The 22,482-nt window shown below is 42.3% G+C and carries 17 protein-coding genes and 1 pseudogene; 7 read left to right on the forward strand and 11 right to left on the reverse strand.

Annotation, left to right across the window (positions count from 1 at the left end):
• The first annotated feature begins 143 nt into the window (after positions 1 to 143).
• Positions 144 to 1,067 (forward strand): DMT family transporter, encoded by a 924-nt coding sequence (locus NEJAP_RS10635; RefSeq protein ID WP_201347231.1) that lies wholly within the window; start codon positions 144 to 146, stop codon positions 1,065 to 1,067.
• Between the two features lie 113 nt (positions 1,068 to 1,180).
• On the opposite strand, the gene NEJAP_RS10640 is transcribed toward NEJAP_RS10635, so the two are convergent.
• From NEJAP_RS10640 to NEJAP_RS10655, 4 genes are all read right to left on the reverse strand, one after another.
• Positions 1,181 to 1,567 (reverse strand): 3D domain-containing protein, encoded by a 387-nt coding sequence (locus NEJAP_RS10640; RefSeq protein ID WP_236590893.1) that lies wholly within the window; start codon positions 1,565 to 1,567, stop codon positions 1,181 to 1,183.
• Positions 1,568 to 1,594: 27 nt separating this feature from the next.
• Positions 1,595 to 3,016 carry a hypothetical protein gene (locus tag NEJAP_RS10645; protein ID WP_201347232.1) on the reverse strand — a complete coding sequence of 474 codons (1,422 nt, stop codon included), beginning with the start codon at positions 3,014 to 3,016 and terminating at the stop codon, positions 1,595 to 1,597.
• A 92-nt stretch (positions 3,017 to 3,108) separates the two neighbouring features.
• Positions 3,109 to 3,273, reverse strand: coding sequence for a hypothetical protein (locus tag NEJAP_RS10650; protein ID WP_201347233.1), 165 nt, complete (start codon positions 3,271 to 3,273; stop codon positions 3,109 to 3,111).
• A 1,549-nt stretch (positions 3,274 to 4,822) separates the two neighbouring features.
• Positions 4,823 to 5,314, reverse strand: a complete 492-nt coding sequence (locus tag NEJAP_RS10655; RefSeq protein WP_201347234.1) for a hypothetical protein — start codon at positions 5,312 to 5,314, stop codon at positions 4,823 to 4,825.
• A 156-nt stretch (positions 5,315 to 5,470) separates the two neighbouring features.
• Between NEJAP_RS10655 and NEJAP_RS10660 the strand changes: the two genes are divergently transcribed.
• On the forward strand, positions 5,471 to 6,304 hold the full coding sequence (locus tag NEJAP_RS10660; RefSeq protein ID WP_201347235.1) for an enoyl-CoA hydratase-related protein: 834 nt from the start codon (positions 5,471 to 5,473) through the stop codon (positions 6,302 to 6,304).
• An 89-nt stretch (positions 6,305 to 6,393) separates the two neighbouring features.
• Here NEJAP_RS10660 and xdp1 read toward each other — a convergent pair whose 3' ends face one another.
• The 5 genes and pseudogenes from xdp1 to NEJAP_RS10685 all read right to left on the reverse strand — a co-directional run bounded on the left by xdp1 (position 6,394) and on the right by NEJAP_RS10685 (position 14,261).
• Positions 6,394 to 7,221: an exosortase-dependent surface protein XDP1 gene (xdp1, locus tag NEJAP_RS10665; protein WP_201347236.1), complete on the reverse strand. Its 828-nt coding sequence runs from the start codon at positions 7,219 to 7,221 to the stop codon at positions 6,394 to 6,396.
• Positions 7,222 to 7,380: 159 nt separating this feature from the next.
• Positions 7,381 to 10,188 (reverse strand): XrtA/PEP-CTERM system TPR-repeat protein PrsT, encoded by a 2,808-nt coding sequence (prsT, locus tag NEJAP_RS10670; RefSeq protein ID WP_201347237.1) that lies wholly within the window; start codon positions 10,186 to 10,188, stop codon positions 7,381 to 7,383.
• A 196-nt stretch (positions 10,189 to 10,384) separates the two neighbouring features.
• Entirely contained in the window at positions 10,385 to 11,164 is a 780-nt protein-coding gene (locus NEJAP_RS10675) for a sulfite exporter TauE/SafE family protein (RefSeq protein ID WP_201347238.1), read from the reverse strand.
• 59 nt (positions 11,165 to 11,223) lie between these two features.
• Positions 11,224 to 13,556: pseudogene (gene ppsA / locus NEJAP_RS10680) on the reverse strand (phosphoenolpyruvate synthase).
• A gap of 138 nt (positions 13,557 to 13,694) precedes the next feature.
• Positions 13,695 to 14,261 carry a tRNA-uridine aminocarboxypropyltransferase gene (locus tag NEJAP_RS10685; RefSeq protein ID WP_201347239.1) on the reverse strand — a complete coding sequence of 189 codons (567 nt, stop codon included), beginning with the start codon at positions 14,259 to 14,261 and terminating at the stop codon, positions 13,695 to 13,697.
• A 186-nt stretch (positions 14,262 to 14,447) separates the two neighbouring features.
• On the opposite strand from NEJAP_RS10685, the gene NEJAP_RS10690 reads away from it, so the two are divergent.
• The 5 genes from NEJAP_RS10690 (at position 14,448) to NEJAP_RS10710 (ending at position 20,497) form a co-directional block, all read left to right on the forward strand.
• Complete coding sequence (locus NEJAP_RS10690) at positions 14,448 to 15,269, forward strand: pyruvate, water dikinase regulatory protein (protein ID WP_201347240.1); 822 nt, start codon at positions 14,448 to 14,450, stop codon at positions 15,267 to 15,269.
• A gap of 62 nt (positions 15,270 to 15,331) precedes the next feature.
• The gene (locus NEJAP_RS10695) at positions 15,332 to 16,084 is read left to right on the forward strand and encodes a TetR/AcrR family transcriptional regulator (protein WP_201347241.1); all 753 of its coding nucleotides are present in this window, start codon (positions 15,332 to 15,334) and stop codon (positions 16,082 to 16,084) included.
• Positions 16,085 to 16,151: 67 nt separating this feature from the next.
• Positions 16,152 to 18,497 (forward strand): efflux RND transporter permease subunit, encoded by a 2,346-nt coding sequence (locus NEJAP_RS10700; protein ID WP_201347242.1) that lies wholly within the window; start codon positions 16,152 to 16,154, stop codon positions 18,495 to 18,497.
• Positions 18,472 to 19,269 (forward strand): outer membrane lipoprotein-sorting protein, encoded by a 798-nt coding sequence (locus NEJAP_RS10705; RefSeq protein WP_201347243.1) that lies wholly within the window; start codon positions 18,472 to 18,474, stop codon positions 19,267 to 19,269. The genes NEJAP_RS10700 and NEJAP_RS10705 overlap by 26 nt, the downstream gene beginning before the upstream one ends.
• Position 19,270: 1 nt before the next feature.
• The gene (locus NEJAP_RS10710; protein ID WP_201347244.1) at positions 19,271 to 20,497 is read left to right on the forward strand and encodes a hypothetical protein; all 1,227 of its coding nucleotides are present in this window, start codon (positions 19,271 to 19,273) and stop codon (positions 20,495 to 20,497) included.
• 54 nt (positions 20,498 to 20,551) lie between these two features.
• Here NEJAP_RS10710 and NEJAP_RS10715 read toward each other — a convergent pair whose 3' ends face one another.
• Both NEJAP_RS10715 and gabT read right to left on the reverse strand, forming a co-directional pair.
• A complete protein-coding gene (locus tag NEJAP_RS10715) occupies positions 20,552 to 21,085 on the reverse strand; it encodes a cupin domain-containing protein (protein WP_201347245.1) in 534 nt (177 codons plus the stop codon).
• 113 nt (positions 21,086 to 21,198) lie between these two features.
• Entirely contained in the window at positions 21,199 to 22,470 is a 1,272-nt protein-coding gene (gene gabT / locus NEJAP_RS10720) for a 4-aminobutyrate--2-oxoglutarate transaminase (protein ID WP_201347246.1), read from the reverse strand.
• Between the last annotated feature and the right edge of the window lie 12 nt (positions 22,471 to 22,482).

Here is a 22,482-nt window from a genome sequence, read left to right on the forward strand (position 1 = left end):
GCGTTTTATTAATAATGCTCAACCAACGCCCTAAAACTGACTGAAATGTAGTAAATCAATCAGTGCGCAAGAATCAGATTGTTTGTATTTTGGAACCCCTCTAAGCTGACTCAAAACATATAAACATAAGAGCGGAACTCACTATGGCATCATCTATAAACACCTCAATGGGCATGCGTGAATGGGCAATGCTTATTGCATTGTCCGTACTGTGGGGCGGGTCGTTTTTCTTCGTCGGTGTTGCCGTTGCAGACATACCGACACTAACGATTGTAACGTTAAGAGTCGGGATAGCAGCCATCGCGTTATGGAGCATCGCATTGATCATAGGACAGCGCCCACCCAAAAGCATAGGTGTTTGGGCAGCCTTTTTAGGAATGGGGTTATTAAATAATGTTATTCCCTTTGTTCTTATCGTTTGGGGTCAAACTCAAATAGCATCTGGGTTAGCATCCATTCTTAACGCAACAACACCCTTATTTACCGTTATTGTTGCTGGAATGCTACTAACCGATGAGCGCGCCACACCCTTAAAGCTTGCAGGTGTGGCGATCGGTTTTACGGGTGTCGTTGTGATGATCGGGATGCCCGCTATAGGCGAAAGTGACAATACACTTGCACAATTATCCATCATGGCAGCTGCGCTATCTTACGCCTTTGCGGGTGTCTATGGACGCCGATTTAAGAAAATGGCCGTAAGCCCCATTGTAACGGCGGCAGGACAAGTAACAGCATCAGCGCTTGTATTAGCGCCTATTGCATTGATGATAGACGGGCCGCTCGATATAGCTGCACCAAGTGCAGAAACGTGGATGTCGATCGTTGCACTTGCAGTACTATCAACCGCCGTTGCTTACGTCATCTACTTCAAACTGCTGGAATCAGCGGGCGCAACGAACTTGCTTCTGGTCACCCTACTGGTTCCTGTCTCAGCTATTTTACTGGGGGCGCTGTACCTTAACGAAGTCTTGGGCATTGTTCACTTTGTGGGCATGGCACTGATTGCGCTAGGCTTATCTGCCATTGATGGACGACTTTGGAAACGCAGAGTGCCTGCAAAAACGTAGTTCTGGCAGCATCGATGTACTAATGAATGATGCTATAACCACAGTGTTAGTCTGCCCAACACCTGCTGCCAATGAAGCGCAGTAGAATTGACCGCCTGAGTGAGTGAACCTTGTTATGATGGTTCGCTCACCCAATGGATAATCACCTGCCTTTTACCCCACTCTTTAGCTTTTTTGATATCTTTACCCATATAAATATCTATTTTTCGCTTCCATCTTTTATTCATTTTATCAAGCACCTTATATTTTCCCTCCATCCCATCAATTGAAACCTCAACACCATGGGTGAGCCCCATCTTAATTAAGTCCCTTGAAACCGCGATTGATTTCATTCCAGGCTTTAGGGTGTCTCCCCACGCCGCAAGTGAAGGCGTGGAGTCTGTTTCTTGGGCACTTGATGTATAGGCGGTGGCGGTTACTTCTAAAGAATTAACCTTATCGGAACACCCAAATAATAAGGGGATTGTGGCCAAAAACATAAAGTAACTATATTTTCTCATTCTTTGCTCGCTGTCATTGTTAAAACCTCACCGAGTAATTGCCTTTGGTGTAGCCACAGACACTGGTGTTTCAGATGACAGAAAGTAAGAATCTAAGTTCGAGTTTAGTTTTGCGACCTGTAGATTCCAGCTGTTCGAGTGGAGGTTCACATAGTTGAGAAACACGCTCCCTTCATCAGCATACTCACGTATTGCTGCTACGTTAAAGTTATAACCTGTACCACGTGAATCAAAGGTCAAACCTGTATCTACCAAGTCACCAATGCCATCCCAAGTGGCGCCATCAAAACTAGGTACACGCCACAGTATAAGCCGACCTTGCTCTCCTGCGAGTGCATTTTTATCATGTATGATCATACCAATCACACTATCGCTTAGCTTAGTAACGGGAAAGTTTGCTTTAGGCGCTATATCCCACAAAGAAGTTACGCCATCTTTTGAAAGCATCGGTACATTCGTATTCAACTCCTCTCTGCTGATCGTGAGGTTACGTGCCTCCTCCTTCATATCCTCCGTATGAGCTATATGTAATTGGAACGATTTTTCGTAAAAAGCTGTTAAATAGTCCCCTACTAGTATGAGTTTTTGGTGTACATGGTATGGCCATTTACTGAATATCGTTAAATTAGAGGATTTATCTGTAATCGTAAAATCATTACCGATCAATATTGACGTGAGCTTATAGACCATCCCGTTATTAGCCTCAACGGCGTAGAACTCATGGCCATTAATCCATGCCCAACTTCTAGAGCCGAAGTAGTTCTTGGCATTCACGTGCATCCCCTGAGCACCATCAATAGCAGAGCTCTCACTATAGTCATGCAAATTGATCACAGGGATCTGAGATCTATTAGCCGCCCCATTCTCAATCAAGATCCGATAACCAAGATTAGCAGGATCAAAACGGTTACTAGACTGAGGAGCATAGCTCTTGTTTATTGGCAGAAACATGTGAGCTGTTGTCTTATAAGTGGAAATTAAAACATCCTGCCCCACGTTGTTCTGGATAACCTGCTCATCCAAGTGGTATGAGTGGCTGGGTGGGTTATACAGCCCTATAGTTTTATCAGTAGGGTTATCATTTCCTGCATCAGCATAGGATCTAAAAGCGTTGGTGCCTGCCTCAAAAACTGCCACTGGATAATCCGAGTTATCGCCCCATGTTTGAGCAGGACGAGGGCTCCATTCACTCACATCTTGAGCGGCTAGCGAAGCCAGTGATTGATTAAAATCAATAGCAAAGTAGCCGTTATCAGCTTTTGCTGCATTGTGTGAATCGGACCCGTACAACGCAATAAACTTCTGGGTATTAGGGCTGTAAGCAGAACCACTGTGAGCATCAACACCACCCGTACCGGGTGATTTGATATCGACCGTACGTGTATATGGGATTACCTCTGTGACTTGATTTACAGGTAACTCTGCTAACAACAGCGGCATAAAAGGCATTGTAAAGATCTCGTTTTAATTTTTGATGTAGCCACTCATAGCATCACTCAATTAGCGCATCTAAGGCACTAACCGTAATCGATACAACCGCCTCATTCAATACAAACGCTTACCCACCTCATCACTTTCAACCTTTGAGTAATCAGCAGTATTAAATTGCTGATACAAGAGACGGTTGTTTGATTCGGTAATTCTGATCGACGAAAAGCTTCACGGCGATATTCTTCAGAATAGGCGGAGTTACGATGCTTAGTCATGGCACACCTCCCAGCTAGATCAAAATCTAACTATATAGGTGTCTACTAAATATGGGTAACTCTGACCTATAACGCTTAAAGCAATTGCGCACATCGCGCGTAAAATTGCCTTTGCTTGTTAAATGTCTCATATAAACACCACCGCTGACACCAACCCAATAACCATACATATTGCTGTAGTCCACATATAAATATTGTGAGTTGTTGTTGATAGCAGCCTGTAGTGGCGCAAGAGAAAATGCCCGCACATTAATGCTGATAATCCAAACCACAGTAAAGATACGAAATAAGCTTCTGAACCATGGTAAATAACCGTAGAGCTTCTACCCCAAAAGACAGCTTCATCGTTTAATGCCAGATGAGCCGTATATATAGCTAGGGCTAACGGTACAATGATCCCAAGTATCATTGCTTCGGTTTGTTTATACCTGGGTATGCGATCCATGCTCATATGACATTTAACGCCTTTAGCACGGACCGTAGCAAGCTGGTGGCTTTTTTGGAAAAAAACAAGTGATAATTTGCGAAGGTCCAGCACAAAATGCGAACATGGCTAAACTTGTTAAATGCCTACTTGCCACTTCGCTTACCTTTAGAAATAAGTTTGTAAATTGGAACGCAAAATACAAATAGACTAATAAAACTGGCCACGAACCAAGATGTACCAACTGTAATTAAGTTACCCCAGTGAACAACACCCTCACAATGAAATTCACATTGAGTATTGTGCTTCCACGCAATAGAGATAAAAATCAGGCCTACTGCTAACGAAACGCATACTAAGATTGGCATAAGTACTTTCATATATCTACGGCCATTTAACGGTTTAAATAAAGGGCCGGAGCCTTGCGACGGTCCAAGCCTATAGGGCTGCCTCTGATTTTTTTTATTATGCCTATATGGCTAAGTACACGTAAATTGGGATGGAAAGCCATATGCCACCAATTGTGCTATTTCTTAGGAATGGACCATACGTTTCAGCCTTCGCATGGCCTATATAAAGCGAGGTTACGAAAACCAGGAATGCAACGAACAAGCACCAAAATAAACTCAAATAAAAACTACCGACCAATACAGAAAAAACCAACATACTCACAACTATAAAGTGCTTTATCCCGATGGATTGTGTATTTGGATTACTCATCGCCCCCCACACCAGAACCCAATAAAGCCCGACTGTGAATACAGAAAATAGCGCTAACTTCATAATTTGTACTTACGCATAACAGTTTATTCAAGAGCCTATGGCTTACTATCACTTGGGTTTCAAGTAAGAATTACATAAGCATTAATTTATTGTAATTCAAAGAGATAGGATGATTAAGACGGACGTGGTTTTTATAAAAAAGAGTCAATCCTTTGCTCAGTACATTCAATCCCTATTTTAGAATCATAGTTTGTTAGTTATAAAGATCAATAACTTCGCTGTTTATTTGTTTATTAAAAGGCAAAGAGGCTCGTTATTTAGGGCAATTGCTGATTAACCAGTAACTGCAAAGGGTTGAAATAAAACGGTTTGGCTTGGGCGGAGCTTCTCTAACCGCTCGTTTCATTTCCATGCGGTTATTATTAAATCTTTGCGTGTGCACTGTTTATTAATAACAGCGGCATCCGCCAGCTCCACTGCAATTTCAACAGGAACACTCTCAGCTCTTCGGGCCAGTGTTTTATTGTTGTTAGGAATTTCAATAATAAGCTTTCTATCGAGAATACGTGCATATATTGCTTTTTCATTAACCGCACTGATGTAAGCCTGTTGATCAACGGCCATATTATCGTCATCAATAGAGATCCAACCACGATAACAATCAACGCTTCTCGTTCCCTCTGTCACGCCTGCTGCTGAAGGTTCTTGAATTTCTGTGGGGTCAACACCCGCGAGAATGGATTGCTGTAGTTGTAGTGATGCGGACTTCTCAGCATCAGCTTCAATACCTGCCAAAAAAGCAATATCAAAGCCATGGTTATCTTGATTTAACACCCCAAAAATAGCGATAGCCGTTACTGACAGTATTGAAATACCTTTCATTGTATCGTTCATAACCAACGCCTTATTATTTTTATAATGATAATTATGTGTGAAATGACTCTACTTAACAATCAAACGATTGTTTGAGGCGACAAACAAAGATAAAGGAAATCCCTTAATTTTTAAACTCTATTCAAGTATTCTTACATAAAAAATAGAGGCCTTATTATGTCCAAACCAACTCCTCAGCTTTTAGATGCAACATTGCAACTCGAAAACCGTATCGCACTTCTTACGCTGAACCGTGATGATGTTCGCAATGCATTAACAGGAACCCACCTAATCGATGACATACTGAAAGCGATTCAGTGGGTCAATGAAAGTGCTGATGTCTCAGTACTCGTTATCACTGGCGCCGGTAAAGCATTCTCTGCAGGTGGTAATATAAAAGAGATGCTTGAGCGCGACGGCGAGCATTGTGATGGAGCCTTTAGCGGTAATGTTTATGAGGTGCAAGACAAATATAGACGCGGTATCCAAAAAATTCCGTTAGCTGTCTATAACTGTGAAGTACCAGTGATTGCTGCAATTAATGGCGCAGCGATTGGTGCTGGATTTGATCTGACTTGTATGTGTGACATGCGTATAGGGTCCACAGAGGCATTGCTAGGCGAGACTTTTGTTAACCTAGGCATCATCCCTGGAGATGGCGGAGCGTGGTTCTTACAACGACTTATCGGCTACCAAAAAGCAGCCGATATGACCTTTACTGGCCGGCTAGTCAAAGCTGATGAAGCAAAAACAATGGGCCTACTTCTGGATGTAGTTAACCCTGAAGAGCTAATGCCTAGTGCAATGAAGCTCGCTAAACAAATAGCAGCTAAACCTCCTCAAGCAACACGTTTAACTAAACGCTTAATGAAAGCCGCTCAACGCCAAGAACTCGCTGACTTCTTAGATTTATGCGCGGTATTTCAAGGCATGTGCCACAACACGGAAGATCATTTAGAAGCTGTTAGCGCCTTTGTTGAAAAGCGCCCGGGCCAGTACAAAGGCCAATAGCAGGCAGAGCCAGCCAGCTTAAAGCCCTAAATAGCAAAAACCGAAGCATAAATGCTTCGGTTTTTTAAACTTACACCAAATGCCTAAAGTCAAATTTTCTTGATTTTATCCAATATTGTCTTACGAGAAACCACCGCTAAACCCAACGCCATCATAAGCAAAGTACTTGGCTCTGGAACACTGTTGGTTGGTGGTGGAGAACTGATAGTACCGGTTATACCCGCTAGTTTGATACCATCCCAATTGCTATCAGTAATCATATCGCCAGAACCAGCCCCAACAGCAGACATGTAAGCACCAATAATCCAATAACTTGAGTAAACAGGTTCTAGATTGCTGTTAACTGACTCAGAACCTGTCCCTGGGTTTGAATGATGGCTGATAACGCTCCAGCCATTTGCAGCTAGTCCCGATAAGTTCACACCATTAATATGCTCTGCTGGCTGTGAGCCAGGGGTGCCACCTTGGTAAGCCATAACGGTCACATCAGAATCACCGCTATACCAGCCAATATCAAAAGCATCTAAGGAGAAGTCTTTATCACCAAAATCAAACATGACGAATTCATATTTTCCGCCATTATCTATTGCGTGACTATCTCCGCCTGAGTTGCCGTAACCACTACCATCAGCACCGTAACCATCTTGATCAATAACTAGCCCATACTGGTTGTGCGCCAACAGACTGTTAACATTCGTTATTTGGCTAGACCCTGATACAGGTGCAGACCAAGCAGACAACGTCGTAACAGCACCAGATCCACCACTCACGAACTCATAAGACCCCGACGTAGTGCTCGAGACCCTGTAATCGCCCGAATTTGTGGTTTTAAAGTTCCAGCTTACAGAAGCATTGGCGTTCAAACTACTGATTGCCAACGCCGCACACAATCCAATCATTAATTTTGTAAGGTTCATAACGCCACCTGCATAGTTACTGTTGTCTATTGGAGACATATTATTACTATAGGATTATTTAAACAAGAAAATTATTTAGATAAATATTTTTATTGACTAATATCAAGACTTTGCAAAATTAAAACATTCATTTTTGCTAACATTTCAAACAAAAATTTATTACTTGCTCATTTTCATCTGTTGTTTCAATAATACTGCTCTATCTTTCCCTTCAAACTCCTCAGCAAACAACAAAGCCCTATCTAGATATATTGCAGCCTCTTTATTTCTCTCCATAGCGTTAAGCGCGACCGATAAATGATAAAGAATTTCGGGGGAGTTAGACTCACGTGAGCTTGCCTCTCTGAGAAATTTCAAGCCTTCTTCTGCACTCCCAGACTCCACTAGCAACCAACCTAGCGTGTCTGCTATTTGTGGAACATTAGCAGCCTTTTCATAAGCACGTTTGGCATAACTCAGTGCTTCAGGCTGATCCATTTTGTAAAGCACATATGCCATATTATTTAACAACAAAGCATCTTCGGGAAAACTCTCTAGTAACTGCACCAGAGAAATCGCTGCCTGCTTATAGTCTTGAGAAGCTATTAAGTATTCAGAATGTGCTAGTTTGATACTTGAATCCTGGGGGTTGGATTGCAGCCATTGCGCTAAAACTCTACCGGACTCTATTTTTTTACCTTGGGCTTGTAACGCTTTATAACGACTACTTACCAAAGCACTAACAGGCTTAAGCTCAAGCCCCTGAAAATATTGGGTATCCGCTCTCTGATATTGCTCACGCGCCATAAAAACATCGCCTAGCAACTGAAACCCCACAGGATTATTTGGATACTTTTCCTGCAACTGCTGAGCGGCTCTTTCTGCATTTTCAAGCATACCCAACTTTGTGCTCAACTCTACTTGTAACACTTCAGCAGGATAGTAATCCGGCTGAGCTTGTAACACTTTTGTCAGCGAATAGCGTGCGTCTGAAACCTCATTAATACGCAATTGCAGTAGTGCAATTTTATATAAAGCTTTGGCATCATAACCTGCAATTTTAACCATCTTTTTAAAGGTAACTTGTGCTGCTTTGGGCTCGTTTTTTAATATTTGTATTTGCCCTAGCGCAGACAGTATCGACAAGTCTTCTGAATGATTTCGAACGCCTTTAATAGCCGCACTTTCAGCAAGTTCCAGCTCTCCTAACTCAGTATATAAACCGGCAAGGTAAAGAACAGGCTCTAATGAAAGCCCATCTAAAGCCGCGGCTTTCTCAGCCCACTTAAGAGACTCATTAGAGTTTCCTGCCGCAGATTCCAAGCGCGACATTTCAAGCATAACCTTGGTATTTTCAGGAAACTCAGCCATCAGCTCATCAGCTAAAACTCTAGCTTTTTGTAAATTTTTCTCGGCTATTTCTATCTTAACGAGGTTGAGTTTAGAAGCAGAAAAACTAGGATCTTGCTTTAGAGTAATCGCGAACTGCTCTCTAGCCTCCACCATTTCTCCTTTAGAGAAGAGAGCTATTCCAAGTAAATTTCTATATGTAAGATTATCAGGCGAGAACTCAACCAGCCAACGCGCCGAATCTTTGGCTTTAGCAAATAATTTTTGTTGAATATATGAAACCGTTAATAAGAAAGCTGTTTGTTGAGATGGCTGCTTAGAAAAGACCCTCTCAAGTGTTAACATTCCTCGGTCAACCTCACCAGACTTTAGCAAGCTCTTAGCAAGCTGAGTCTCAATATAGAGACTGTCACCTTTACTCACCGCCTCTTCCAGTAGATGAGTGGCCCTATCATGCCTCCCCGTCTGACTGTACGCTGCTGCAAGCATTGCCAGCAGGCCTGCGTCTGTTTCAGACAGTACACGAGCGTTATTTAGTAGTTTGATCGCTTTTTCTGGCTCGTCTTGCCCTAGCAAAACATCCGCTAAAAGCTTATGAGCGCCAACATCTGTAGGAATCTTTTTAAGATACATTTCAAGATAAGCGCGCACCGACTCCCATTGCTTTAATGCATGATGCGCTAACGCTGCAGCCATTAATAGTTGTGGGTCAGAAGCCACTTTAGCTTTAGGCAGTACAGCAACAACCTCAGTGCATTTCACATACTCTAAACGCGCTTCTTCGGCCTTACCAGACTTAGATAGCAACAATCCTCTAAAGTAAGCAGCACGCGGCTCGTATGGTGATTCGTTCTCTAAAAAAGTAAGGTCAACATCAGCTTCATCTAAGCGATCTAAATCAATTAATGCGCCAACTTTAGCGACCCTAGCATCAACATGATTAGGCTGTATAACGAGTGCTTTATCATAACTGCTTATCGCCGCCTCTAACTTACCTAATGCATGCACAACCGAAGCATGACTATTCCAAGAGCGTGCATCATTGGGCCAGTCCACTATTAGTTGCTGAGCGCTTTTTAGGGCTCCGTCATAAACGCCCTCCCTGATCAGCAAAATCACATTAGCTAAACGAGGCAACAACGCTTCACTATCGATATTAAGAGCAAAATCTATCGCATAACGTGCATCTTTTAATTGCCCTAAAAGAGTGTAAGCCTCAGCCCGATAACCTAAGAGATCAACCTGTATGCGCGAAGCTAAGCCATCAATAGGTAGGTCAGTAATAATTCGTTGATAATCACCTAATTGCAAATAAGCTTTTGCAAGATTCAACACAACCAATGATGAATCGGCACCAAATAAAAGTGCTTGGCGTAAAACATGCTCGGCGGCTTTGGCATCACCTTGCTGTAAATATATTTCGCCCGAGAGTACTAAAGAAGGCAGATGACGAGCATCGGCCTGCAATGCATTTTTTAGCTGTAATACAGCAGATGCCAGCTCATCTTGATAATACAGTTTGTTAGCATCCTCAAAGTAAGCAGCAACTTCATTAGCACTGCTATTCTCGGCTCCAACTGCTGAACTTAAACAACTGAGCGTGAGTATGACAACCCCTGCATTACTAACAAAACTCATTCATTTAGTCCTTCTCATAGGCTTAGCCATTATCTGGGTAGAGCAATGCTGAAGCATCACATCCATGCATATAATGTAGACACTGAGTCGCAACTTAACAAATAGATAAGCACCTTTGAGCACTTCTATTTAGCGAGATTTAACTTTTTTTACATATACAGCTAAGTCTATATTTTATCCGTTGCTGAACACTGGCCTAATTCCATGCTTTCCAAAGCCCCATTAAACTAATCACAATAAGGGCAGCACCTAGTAAACGGAAAAATACAGGTGTTTCTGCATTAACTATTTTTTCGTGAAAGTGCATACCTATTACATGCCCAAGCGCAGCACACGGAAGTAGCCATAAATGATGAATCAGCTGAAAATCAACACCCGCCCAAAGGAACGCCACACACTTGATCAATACCAAAATAAACCATAGAACAAACAGCGTATCTCTTAATTGGCGTTTAGCGACATGGGACGCGTAAACGGCCACAATCAAAGGCGCACCAATCAACGAAGTACCACTAATATACCCACCTAACATAAGAAAGCCTGCATCCAGCGTTTTACTATTGCTAGTAAACGGCTTGTTGAGCACGTACCCGACGGCATACACCATGACTATCGTAAATATAATGCTACTCATGAGTTCAGTTGGTAACGTCAATAAACCAAACACTCCAATCAGCTTTGGAATGATCATGACTTTTAACGAAGACTTTAAATATGTCCAATCAATACTGGATTGATGAGGCACTAAGTGATTATTTTTACGGCTTTTTTGGTGGCTAGTTATTGCTATAAAACTAGAAAACACTAATAAATGAACAGCTATAATTGGCAAGAACACCAGCGGGTCATTATGTACAAGTAACAGGAATGGGAGCGTCAATACGGCACCACCAAAGCCTAAACCTGAGCGAACAAACCCACTCCAAACAAATAAAAGACCAATAAAGATATACTGCCATATTTCAAGCTGGTTCATTATCTTCTCTAACGTAAAAAGGGGCCTAAGCCCCTTTGTTTGATAATATATAAGCGGGATTAATGCGAGCGGTTAGCCAAAAAGAACCACGTATCTAACACGGAATCTGGATTCAGTGAAACACTCGTAATACCTTGCTCCATCAACCACTTAGCCAAATCTGGATGATCGGATGGCCCCTGCCCACAGATTCCAATATATTTGCCCTTAGCTTTACAAGCATCAATGGCCATACTTAAAAGTTTTTTAACCGCATCATTACGCTCATCAAAAAGATGGGCGATAACACCTGAGTCCCTATCCAACCCTAATGTAAGCTGCGTCAGATCATTCGAGCCAATGGAAAAACCATCAAAGTACTCTAAAAACTCATCGGCTAATAAAGCGTTTGAAGGAATCTCACACATCATAATAAGACGCAATCCATTTTCACCGCGTCTTAGACCATGTTCCGCCAACAGCTCCACAACTTGCTTCGCTTCACCGACAGTGCGTACAAAAGGAATCATTATCTCAACATTTGTCAGGCGCATTTCATCACGCACCTTTTTCAAGGCTCGGCATTCAAGCTCAAAACAATCACGGAAAGAATCAGATATATATCGCGCAGCGCCTCTAAAACCAAGCATTGGGTTTTCTTCACTCGGCTCATATTGATCGCCGCCAATGAGGTGCCCATACTCATTAGATTTAAAATCAGACATCCTAACAATAACTTTTTTAGGATAAAAAGCAGCTCCTAGAGTTGCAATGCCTTCTACGAGCTTACTGACATAAAAGTCAATCGGATCATCATATCCAGCAATACGCCTTTGGATTACTTGTCGTACTTCATGCGGCTGCTCATCCATATTAAGCAATGCTTTGGGATGAACTCCAATCATACGATTAATAATAAATTCGAGCCGAGCAAGACCCACACCCGCATTTGGAAGCGACTGAAAATCAAATGCACGATCAGGATTGCCTACATTCATCATTATATCGAATGGTAATACAGGCATGGACTCAACACTGTTCGTTTGATGTTCAAAACTTAAACGGCCTTCATAGGCACGACCCGTATCACCCTCTGCGCACGATACAGTGACGACTTGTCCATCACGTAACCTGTCGGTCGCATCACCACAGCCAACAATAGCCGGGATACCTAACTCACGTGCAATAATCGCAGCATGACATGTACGCCCACCACGATTGGTAACAATACCCGCCGCTCGCTTCATAACGGGTTCCCAATCAGGATCCGTCATATCGGTAACGAGCACTTCACCAGGCTGCACTTTTGACATTTGCGAGATATCTGACACTAAACGGACAGGTCCAGAGCCAATACGATGGCCAATAGAACGCCCCTCAACTAGCACGTTACCTTTTCTTTTAACAAGTAGCGCTCGATGACGTTACCGTTATCTTTGCTACGTACTGTTTCAGGCCGTGCCTGAACCACGTATAGCTGTCCATCATCTCCATCTTTAGCCCATTCAATATCCATCGGCCTGTCATAGTGTTTTTCGATGGTGACGGCAATTTCGGCTAATGCATGGGTATCTTCATCATTAATACAAAAACGATTTCGGTCATTCATTTCGACGTTAACTGTCGCCACAGACTTAGCTGTAGAACCATCGCCTGCGTAGACCATTTTGATAGCTTTTGAGCCTAAGGTACGTCTTAAAATAGCGGGGATTTTTTGCTTTAACGTCGGCTTGTATACATAAAATTCATCTGGGTTAACCGCCCCCTGAACAATCGTCTCACCTAAGCCATAAGAGGCGGTAATAAAGACAACATGATTAAAACCAGACTCCGTATCCATGGAAAACATAACACCCGATGAACCCGTCTCACTACGCACCATACGCTGAACACCCGCAGATAAAGCAACATCGTGGTGTTCAAAGTTATGGTGTGTACGATAGGAAATAGCACGGTCATTATAAAGAGAAGCAAATACCTCTTTGATCGCTTGCTTAACCTGAGCAATCCCGCGAATATTTAAAAAGGTTTCTTGCTGGCCAGCAAAAGAGGCATCCGGCAGATCTTCAGCGGTTGCTGAGGAACGAACAGCAACCGCCATATCAGCATTCCCTGCACATAGCTCTACGTACGAGGATTCGATAGCGTTGTTTAGTTCGGGTTGTAATTCAGCATCAAAAATCCATTGACGGATTTCACTTCCAATAGAGGCAAGAGCAACAACATCATTGGTGTCTAACTGCTGTAAAGCGTTATTTATCTTGTCTTTTAAACCACTAAAAACTAAAAAGTCACGAAATGCGTCTGCTGTGGTTGCAAACCCTCCTGGGACGTTTACACCGACAGAACTTAGCTGACTTATCATCTCCCCTAGTGAAGCGTTTTTACCACCTACTATTTCAACATCGCCCATACCCGCCTGATCAAGGCGTAATACGTAATTATGCAAAGCTTTTATCTCCTGCTATTCGGCCGACACACTGTTTATCTGTATTATTGTTCAGCGCCACATCAGCACAGCATACGTTAATTTCAGAAAAAAATGAAAACCCTAACCTACGCTTAAATGATTCTGTTTAGGTGAATTTTTAACATGACCAATGAATGCATGAAAATCCGTTTCCAATTTATTTGCAAGAAGATTCTGCTTACTCATCCGCAATAAAGCTATCACACTTTCCGCCGTACATAGCCCCCCATCAACCTGGTTTCTACGTAATATAAACTTTGATTCACCGGCTGACTCCAACGAGACCCGTGGTAGCAATTTAAGATAAGGGCTTCGATTAAAAATTTTTCGAGACTCTTGCCAAGTACTATCTATCAATATGAATGTTGAGAGAAGAGCCACTTTCTGCTTATTCAATTGCAAAATTGGCTCAGGTTTCCCATCGAAACCAGCCGACTCATCTGTAAAACTATTTTCATTACTCGGCGTTTTTTCAGGGTACAGCAAGCCAATATTACCTTCTTTTATCCATTCAAGTAACGAGGCATCTGGACATGTTCTTTGCCATGTAATACGCGTTACGTTCAATCCATCAAGTGCTTCTACTAAGCGCCCTGTATTTGTCTTTTTGAACAGTTCTCGCTCATGTGTCAGTAAAATTATATGCATTAATATATGGACAACCTATTGTTTAACTAACAACAAAAAAACAGATTAATTACATGTAAGACATTACGTTCTACATTGCTAACTACAAACCAGCAAATAATATCATAATTGCCAACGGCACTATTTCTAGCTGTAGAGAAAAAACATATTTGCTATAGTGTCCGACCAATTCACACAGAGAATCTCATGAAACGTACTGTATTTTTTATTTCTGATGGAACAGGCATTACAGCAGAAGCATTAGGCGATAGCCTTCTTGCACAGTTTGAAGAGATCGAATTTGAAAAAATCACACTCCCTTATATCAACACTCATGAAAAAGCGCTTGAGGCTGTACAAAGCATTACAGCAGCCGGAGTCAACGACGGTCTAAGGCCTATTCTTATTGACACTATTGTTAATGATGAAATTCGCCAAATCTTGAATACCTGTGACACGCTGAAAATTGATATTTTCTCGACCTTTATCAAACCATTGGAACACGAGTTTGCTACAAAATCGTCGTATTCTGTCGGAAAATCACATGCAATTGTTGAATCTGACCGTTACAAAGATCGCATAAACTCGATCAACTTTGCTCTTGATAATGATGATGGCGCCAGAACTAAGCAATATAACGAAGCAGATATTATCTTATTAGGTGTATCTCGTTGCGGTAAAACACCTACCTGCCTTTATATGGCGCTACAGTTTGGTATCCGTGCTGCTAATTACCCGCTTACGGAAGATGATTTGGAAAACAATGGACTTCCAGCATGCTTAGAGCCTTATAAAGACAAACTTTACGGCTTAACAATTGATCCTTTTCAGCTAACCGCTATTCGCCATGAGCGCCGACCTAATAGCCGCTACTCATCTCTCAACCAATGCGATACTGAAATCAGATTTGTTGAAAGACTCTTTGCTTCCCAAAAAATCTCTTTTATCAACACAACGACTTTTTCGATCGAAGAAATTTCTACCCGAATCATGGCAGCTAAAGGACTACAACGTAGTCTTAATCATTAATTAATTTTACATTTATATTCATTTGAGCTATTTTTGACGAATCGTCACTAAAAGAATTATTTATGTCTCCACGTATACTCGATCACAAAGCCCAACTCGAAAGAGAGAACATCCTATTGGATTGCGCTCACGCGTTCATACAACGCGAAAGCATTGCAGCACTAACTATTGATAAGTTAGTAAAAGAGCTGCCTTTTTCAAAGGGCACTGTCTACAACCACTTCAACAGCAAAGAAGATCTTCTTCTTGGCCTATGCAACCGTGGCATGAGTATTCTGGCCGAGCTTTTTAGCCGGGCACATAAGTATGAGGGCCTTCCAAGAGAGCAAGGTCTCGCTATTCATTTTGCTTATATGCTTTATGCAAAACTTTACCCAACACTTTTTATGCTTGTGCTCACTGCAAAAACATCCAATATTACGGATAAAGCATCTGCATCAAGGCAAGAGGAGCACCTCCAGCTGGAAGGAAAACTCATTGGCCCTATTGTCTCTATTTTCCAAGACTCTCTAAACAGAGGTGAAATATCTCCTCCTGTTCCCATGACATTAGAGCAACTTTCTTTTGCCTGCTGGAGCCTTAGCTTTGGAACAAACGCGCTACTTTTACAGAATATTGAACGCTGCGGAACCCGCTCCAACCTAATCGTCGAACGTGAGCTAATCAACAACGTACATATTCTTTTTGATGGATTTCAATTTCATCCTCTGACCCATGAATTTGATTGGGCTACTACCATTAGTAAATTCAAGTCTATTACCTTTTTACAAGAAGTTAATATTCTGAAGGATAGAGGGAATATCCTCGCAATCTAACTATTAGCAACCCACCGGTGTTGCTATTTTATTAACGAGTGGCTGTTCGTCATAAACGGAGTGAATTATGAAAGAACGTGTCTTTGATGTTGCCATTAAGCACCCTATCTGGGTCTTGCTGGCCAGCATCATTCTAGTCGTAGCTGCAGCAGCAGGTGCTAAAAATCTAGTTTTCAAAAGTGATTACCGTGTGTTCTTCAGTGAGGAAAACCCACAACTAACCTCTTTTGAAAGCATGCAAAAAGTTTATAACAAAAGTGATAATGTAGCGTTTATTATCGCTCCAAAAGAAGGCTCCATCTTCACGCCAGAACGCCTTGCTGCCATTCACGAATTAACATTGCAGTCATGGCAAGTACCATACTCAACTCGCGTCGACTCCATCACTAACTTTCAGCACACTGTTGCGGAAGATGATGACCTTATCGTTGAGGATCTGGTGTTAGATCCAGAAACACTAGTACAGGCAGATATGCCAAGACTAAAGGAACTAGCCACCAACGACCCGTTAATGCGAAGCAAGTTAATATCACCTGAAGGACACGTTTCTGTTGTTAACATTACTATACAACTACCAGGCATAAACCCTGTCGCTGAGGTTCCTGAAGTTGTCAGCAAAATAAGAGATTTGGAAGCTCAATTCATTAAAGCAAACCCAGAGGTCGACCTATACCTATCGGGCATGGTTATGATGAATAACAGTTTTGCTGAAGCATCACAGAACGATTTTTCAACCCTTGTTCCACTCATGTTCCTTATAGTGATAGTCGCTATTATATTCCTGCTTCGCACATTTAGTGGCGCACTAGCAACTATCATTATTATTATCTTCACTATTTTAAGCACGATGGGCTTAGCTGGTTGGACAGGGTTCTATTTAACAGGGCCCTCTATCAGCACACCCACAGTTGTTATGACACTAGCCGTAGCTGACTGTGTACATATTTTAGCCAGTTTCTTTTACGAGCTTCGACAAGGAGAAGAAAAAAGTAAAGCCTTAAGAACCAGCTTACGTATCAATTTTAGTCCGGTATTCCTAACGAGCGCGACAACTGCGATAGGCTTCTTGAGCATGAACTTCTCTGACTCGCCACCGTTTCGTGATCTTGGAAACATGGTTGCAGCTGGCGTCATGATCGCCTTCGTTTTGTCAATTACACTTTTCCCTGCACTCTTAATGTTGTTACCTATTAAGGTAAAACCTCAAAAAGAAGAAAAAAGCGCCCTGATGGACAGATTATCTGCTTTTGTTATCGCAAAACGGAATATCTTGCTACCAAGCATGACAGTAATTATTCTCGCTATGGTGGTATTCGTACCCTTTAATAAGCTTAATGATGACTTTGTTAAATACTTTGACAAAACAGTTCCATTTCGCCAAGCAACTGATTTTATGCAGGATAATCTCTCGGGCTTGACCTCTATTGAGATCTCAGTCAACACAGGTGAGTCCAGCGGCATTAATGCGCCTGCTTACCTAAATACTCTAGAGAACTTTAGCCAATGGCTAAGAGCTCAACCAGAAACTGACCATGTCAGCACGCTGACGGATATTGTTAAGCGCTTGAATAAAAATATGCACGGCGATGACCCTGCATACTACAAACTCCCTGAAAACCGCGAATTAGCAGCGCAATACCTATTACTATATGAGATGTCGCTTCCCTACGGGTTGGACCTTAACAACCAATTGAACGTAGATAAATCTTCATCACGTATTGTTGGTACGTTTAAAAACCTAACGAGTAACGAGCAAGTTGAACTAGAAAAGCGGCTGTACAAATGGTTTGCAGACAACGCTTCTCAATATACGGTGCAAATTGCTAGTCCAACGCTTATGTTTGCTCATATTGGGCAACGTAATATTCAAAGCATGCTGATCGGTATCACCTTTGCATTGATATTAATTTCTTTCTTATTAGGCATTGCATTAAAATCTGTACGCTATGGACTCATAAGCTTACTGCCTAATTTAGCACCAGCAGCAATGGGTTTTGGTATTTGGTACTTTATTGATGGCCAAGTCGGTTTAGCATTATCCGTTGTTGCCGGTATGACATTGGGTATTGTTGTCGATGATACCGTGCATTTCCTAAGTAAGTACCGCCACGCCCGAATCGACAAAGGAAAAAATTCGGCTCAGGCAGTACAGTACGCCTTTGCCAGCGTAGGACGAGCACTATGGATTACCACTTTCGTTCTAGTCGCAGGGTTCTTGGTTCTTGCCCAATCAAGTTTCAAAATTAATGCTGATATGGGATTGCTCACGGCGATAACTATACTCATTGCACTGGTTGTGGATTTCTTATTCCTGCCACCTCTGTTAATGAAGCTCGACAGCAATACTAACGACCAGATTACTAATGAGAACACACAAGGAGAGACTGATGCATCTTCAACAAAAACCGCTTAGCTGGATTCTATCCGCTCTGATACTCGGATCAGCCTCTTATGCCACAGCTGAAACAGCGGAAGACAAAGGCTTGGCCATTGCCCAAAAAATCAAGCAAAGCGACATAGGCTGGAGCGATATGCAGGCCCAAATGACCATGGTATTACGCAATAGCCAAGGCCAAGAAAGCATTCGAGAAATTCGCTTAAAATCACTGGAACAAGAAACTGATGGTGATAAAAGCTTGAGCATTTTTGATAAGCCTCTGGATGTAAAAGGCACTGCTTTTCTGAGTTTTTCACACCCTGTCGGAGCCGATGATCAATGGCTTTACTTGCCTGCATTAAAGCGAGTGAAGCGTATAGCCTCAAGAAATAAATCGGGCCCTTTTATGGGATCAGAATTTGCTTACGAGGACCTCACTTCTTTTGAAATTGAAAAGTACACCTATAAATTTCTACGTGACGAACCTTGCGGCACTGAGCAATGCTCCGTTGTCGAACAGTACCCTGTCGATAAATACTCAGGTTATACTCGCCGTATAGCTTGGACAGACCAGTCTGAAAATCGCCTACATAAAGTTGAATTTTATGACAGAAAGGGTGCACCATTAAAAACACTCACCTATGATGGTTACAAACAATACCTAGGTAAGCATTGGCGTCCTGATCTAATGAAAATGGTTAATCATCAAACCAATAAAAATACAGACCTTATCTGGAGCGACTATCGCTTTAAGGAGGGTCTAAATGACGCAGACTTTAATAAAAACTCATTAAAACGGGCTCGTTAATATGTCTTTACTTCGAAGCTACAACTACCGACAAGGAATTAAATTAACCGGTATGGGACTCATACTGGCATTTACTTCTCAAGCTAATGCCAATATGGAATTTGAAGCTTCAGGTAAAGTAACCGCTGAGTTAAGACTGTTTCCTGAAAGCCCACAATTTTCTGAGCAATATCAGGATGTGAATTTTTCTGTAGCCGTTGAGCCTGATCTTTTCTGGCAATGGAACAATGGTTTAGACTCTTTGAGTTTCAAGCCGTTTTTACGCTTAGATCAACATGACAATGAAAGAACACATGCTGATATACGCGAGCTAAACTGGATACATCAAGGGAATGACTGGGAACTACGAACCGGAATACAAAAAGTATTTTGGGGTGTAACGGAGTTTCAGCATCTTGTTGATGTTATAAACCAAAGCGACAGCGTTGAAGATATTGATGGTGAAGATAAGCGAGGGCAACCTATGATTAACCTTTCTCTGGTCAAACATTGGGGGATTGTTGATTTATACGTGCTACCTGGTTTTCGGGAGCAAACCTACCCAGGAAAGAAGGGCCGCCTTCGCTCTGGCATGGTGATTGACACCGACCAAACCAGATATGAAGCAAGCAACAATGAGCTTCACACAGACTTAGCTGTGCGATGGAGCCACTCTGTGGGTGATTTCGACGTAGGTGCCCACTGGTTTCGGGGAACCAATAGAGACCCTATCTTACAAATGGGAACAAAAAACGGCGAAGCTGTTCTAGTGCCCTATTATGAGCAAATGAATCAATTTGGGTTTGACTTGCAAGCCACGATAGAGAGCTGGCTATGGAAAGCGGAAACCATCTGGCGCGATAGTAAATCAGATACCTATTGGGCAGCACAAGCTGGCTTTGAATATACCTTTTATGGCGTCCAAGAAAGCAACGCCGACTTAGGGGTGCTATTGGAGTATGGCTGGGATCAACGTGGAAAAGATGCAACAGCAGTTTTCCAAAATGATATCTCGATCGGGGCACGTTTAGCGCTTAATGACACTTCAAGCACAGAGTTATTAGCAGGAATGATTTACGACGTTGACTACGACAGCACCAGCTTTCAAATTGAAGCGAGCAGGCGACTAGGGGACAAATGGAAAGTCACTGTAGATGGCAGGTTCTTCTCAACAAATGATAATGCTGATCTACTTTCTTCAATGGACAAAGATGACCACATCCAAATAGGGCTTGAGCGTTATTTCTAATACAGTGGCATGTAAATACATAGCACCGTATTAGACATAACCTAGATTACTTATCTAGCTTGCTGGATTGGAGCTAATGATCTGACACTCTTCATTGGAAGTGTTTCTAAAACGATGAGGGATGGTGCTGCTAAAATAGTATCCATCTCCCTCTTCTAGGTTATAAACATCAAGCCCAACGGTCAGCTCAATAACACCTTTTAGAACAACACCACCCTCCTCTCCATCATGCTGCAACATGTCAGCTCCAGTATCAGCGCCGGGCGGGTAGTATTCACGCATTATATTAGTAGTACGCTCTTTTACTGTTGCCCCAATTAAAAGCAACTTAACCTTGTCAGTTCCCACATCTGGCTGCTCATCTGCACGAAAAACCACCTTTTCAGGCTCTGCTTCATCCGTAAAGAAATCACCAATAGAGATAGGAACACACGCTAGGATTTTTTTAAGAGAACTAACAGAAGGGCTTACTCCATTTTTTTCTATCATCGATATTGTGCTATTCGTAACACCAGCACGCTTCGCCAACTCACGCTGGGAAATCCCTTTAAGCTTACGTATCTGTTTTAATCTCTCACCAACATCCACACCAATACCCTGTATTAATTACGTTTATTGGATTATATCAAATATTTAGTCGGACAATAAAAAACTGACTACTGATTGCTAAAAACCAATAGTCAGTTATCTGCCTTATACGATTACAGCTCGCGTAAGCAGTTTTCCATAATATCCAATCCCTCTTCAATTAACGCATTAGAAGCTGTCAATGGAACGAGTACACGAATTGTATTTGCAAAAGTACCACAAGAAAGCAGTAACAGCCCATTCGCTGTAGCTTTAGCGACTAGCTGTTTTGCCAAGTCAGGGTTCGGATTACCTTGCTCGTCAAACAGCTCACATGCAATCATACCACCGGTTGCACGAACATGATCAATACACGTTAGCCCAGATTCTTTCATAGCCAAGAAGCGAGAAGTGATTAGCTGCCCTACTTCATTACTACGCTCAAGCAAACCTTCCTCTTCGATTACTTCGATAGTCGCTAATGCAGCGGCACATGCCATAGGGCTACCACCATAAGTACTACCGATACTGCCGGGACCTGGAACGTCCATTAGATCAGCACTACCTACTAAAGCAGACAGCGTCATACCACCTGCCAAGCTTTTTGCCATGCAGATGAAGTCAGGTGTCACACCAGAGTGTTCAATAGCAAACATTTTACCAGTTCGAGCAAAACCAGACTGAACTTCATCAACAATCATCAAGATGCCATGCTCATCACATAGAGCACGCAGAGATTGCATAAACTCTGTAGGCGCCTGATAAAAACCGCCTTCACCTTGAACAGGCTCAATAATAATCGCCGCTACGCGGCCAGGATCAACATCTGTTTTCAGCAAGTTTTTAACAGCATTAAGTGAATCTTCAGCTGAAACACCGTAATACGCATTAGGGTAAGGAGCATGGAAAACCTCAGCAGGGAAAGGACCAAACCCTTGCTTATAAGGTACAACCTTACCTGTCAGCGCCATACCCATCATCGTACGACCATGAAATGCACCGTTAAAAGCGATAACTGCCGAGCGACCTGTCGCTGCGCGCGCAACTTTAACTGCATTCTCAACAGCCTCAGCACCCGTGTTTAGCAACAATGTTTTCTTGGCATGGCTACCAGGTGTAATATCATTTAGCTTTTCAGCTAATGCAATGTACGGCTCGTAAGGCATTACATGAAAACAAGTATGCATTAGCTTATGTAGCTGAGATTCAACAGCCGCTACAACTTTTGGGTGTAAATGCCCAATATTCAATACACCAATACCGCCAGCAAAGTCGATATAACGCTTACCTTCAACATCCCAAACTTCAGCGTTGACTGCTTTTTCTGCATAAAACTGAGTGATATTCGCCGCACCACGAGCTACCGAGTTTTCACGGCGTGCTTGCATCTCTTTATTCGTTGTCATTCCAAACTTTCC

This window comes from Neptunomonas japonica JAMM 1380 (assembly GCF_016592555.1).
Lineage (GTDB): Bacteria > Pseudomonadota > Gammaproteobacteria > Pseudomonadales > Balneatricaceae > Neptunomonas > Neptunomonas japonica_A.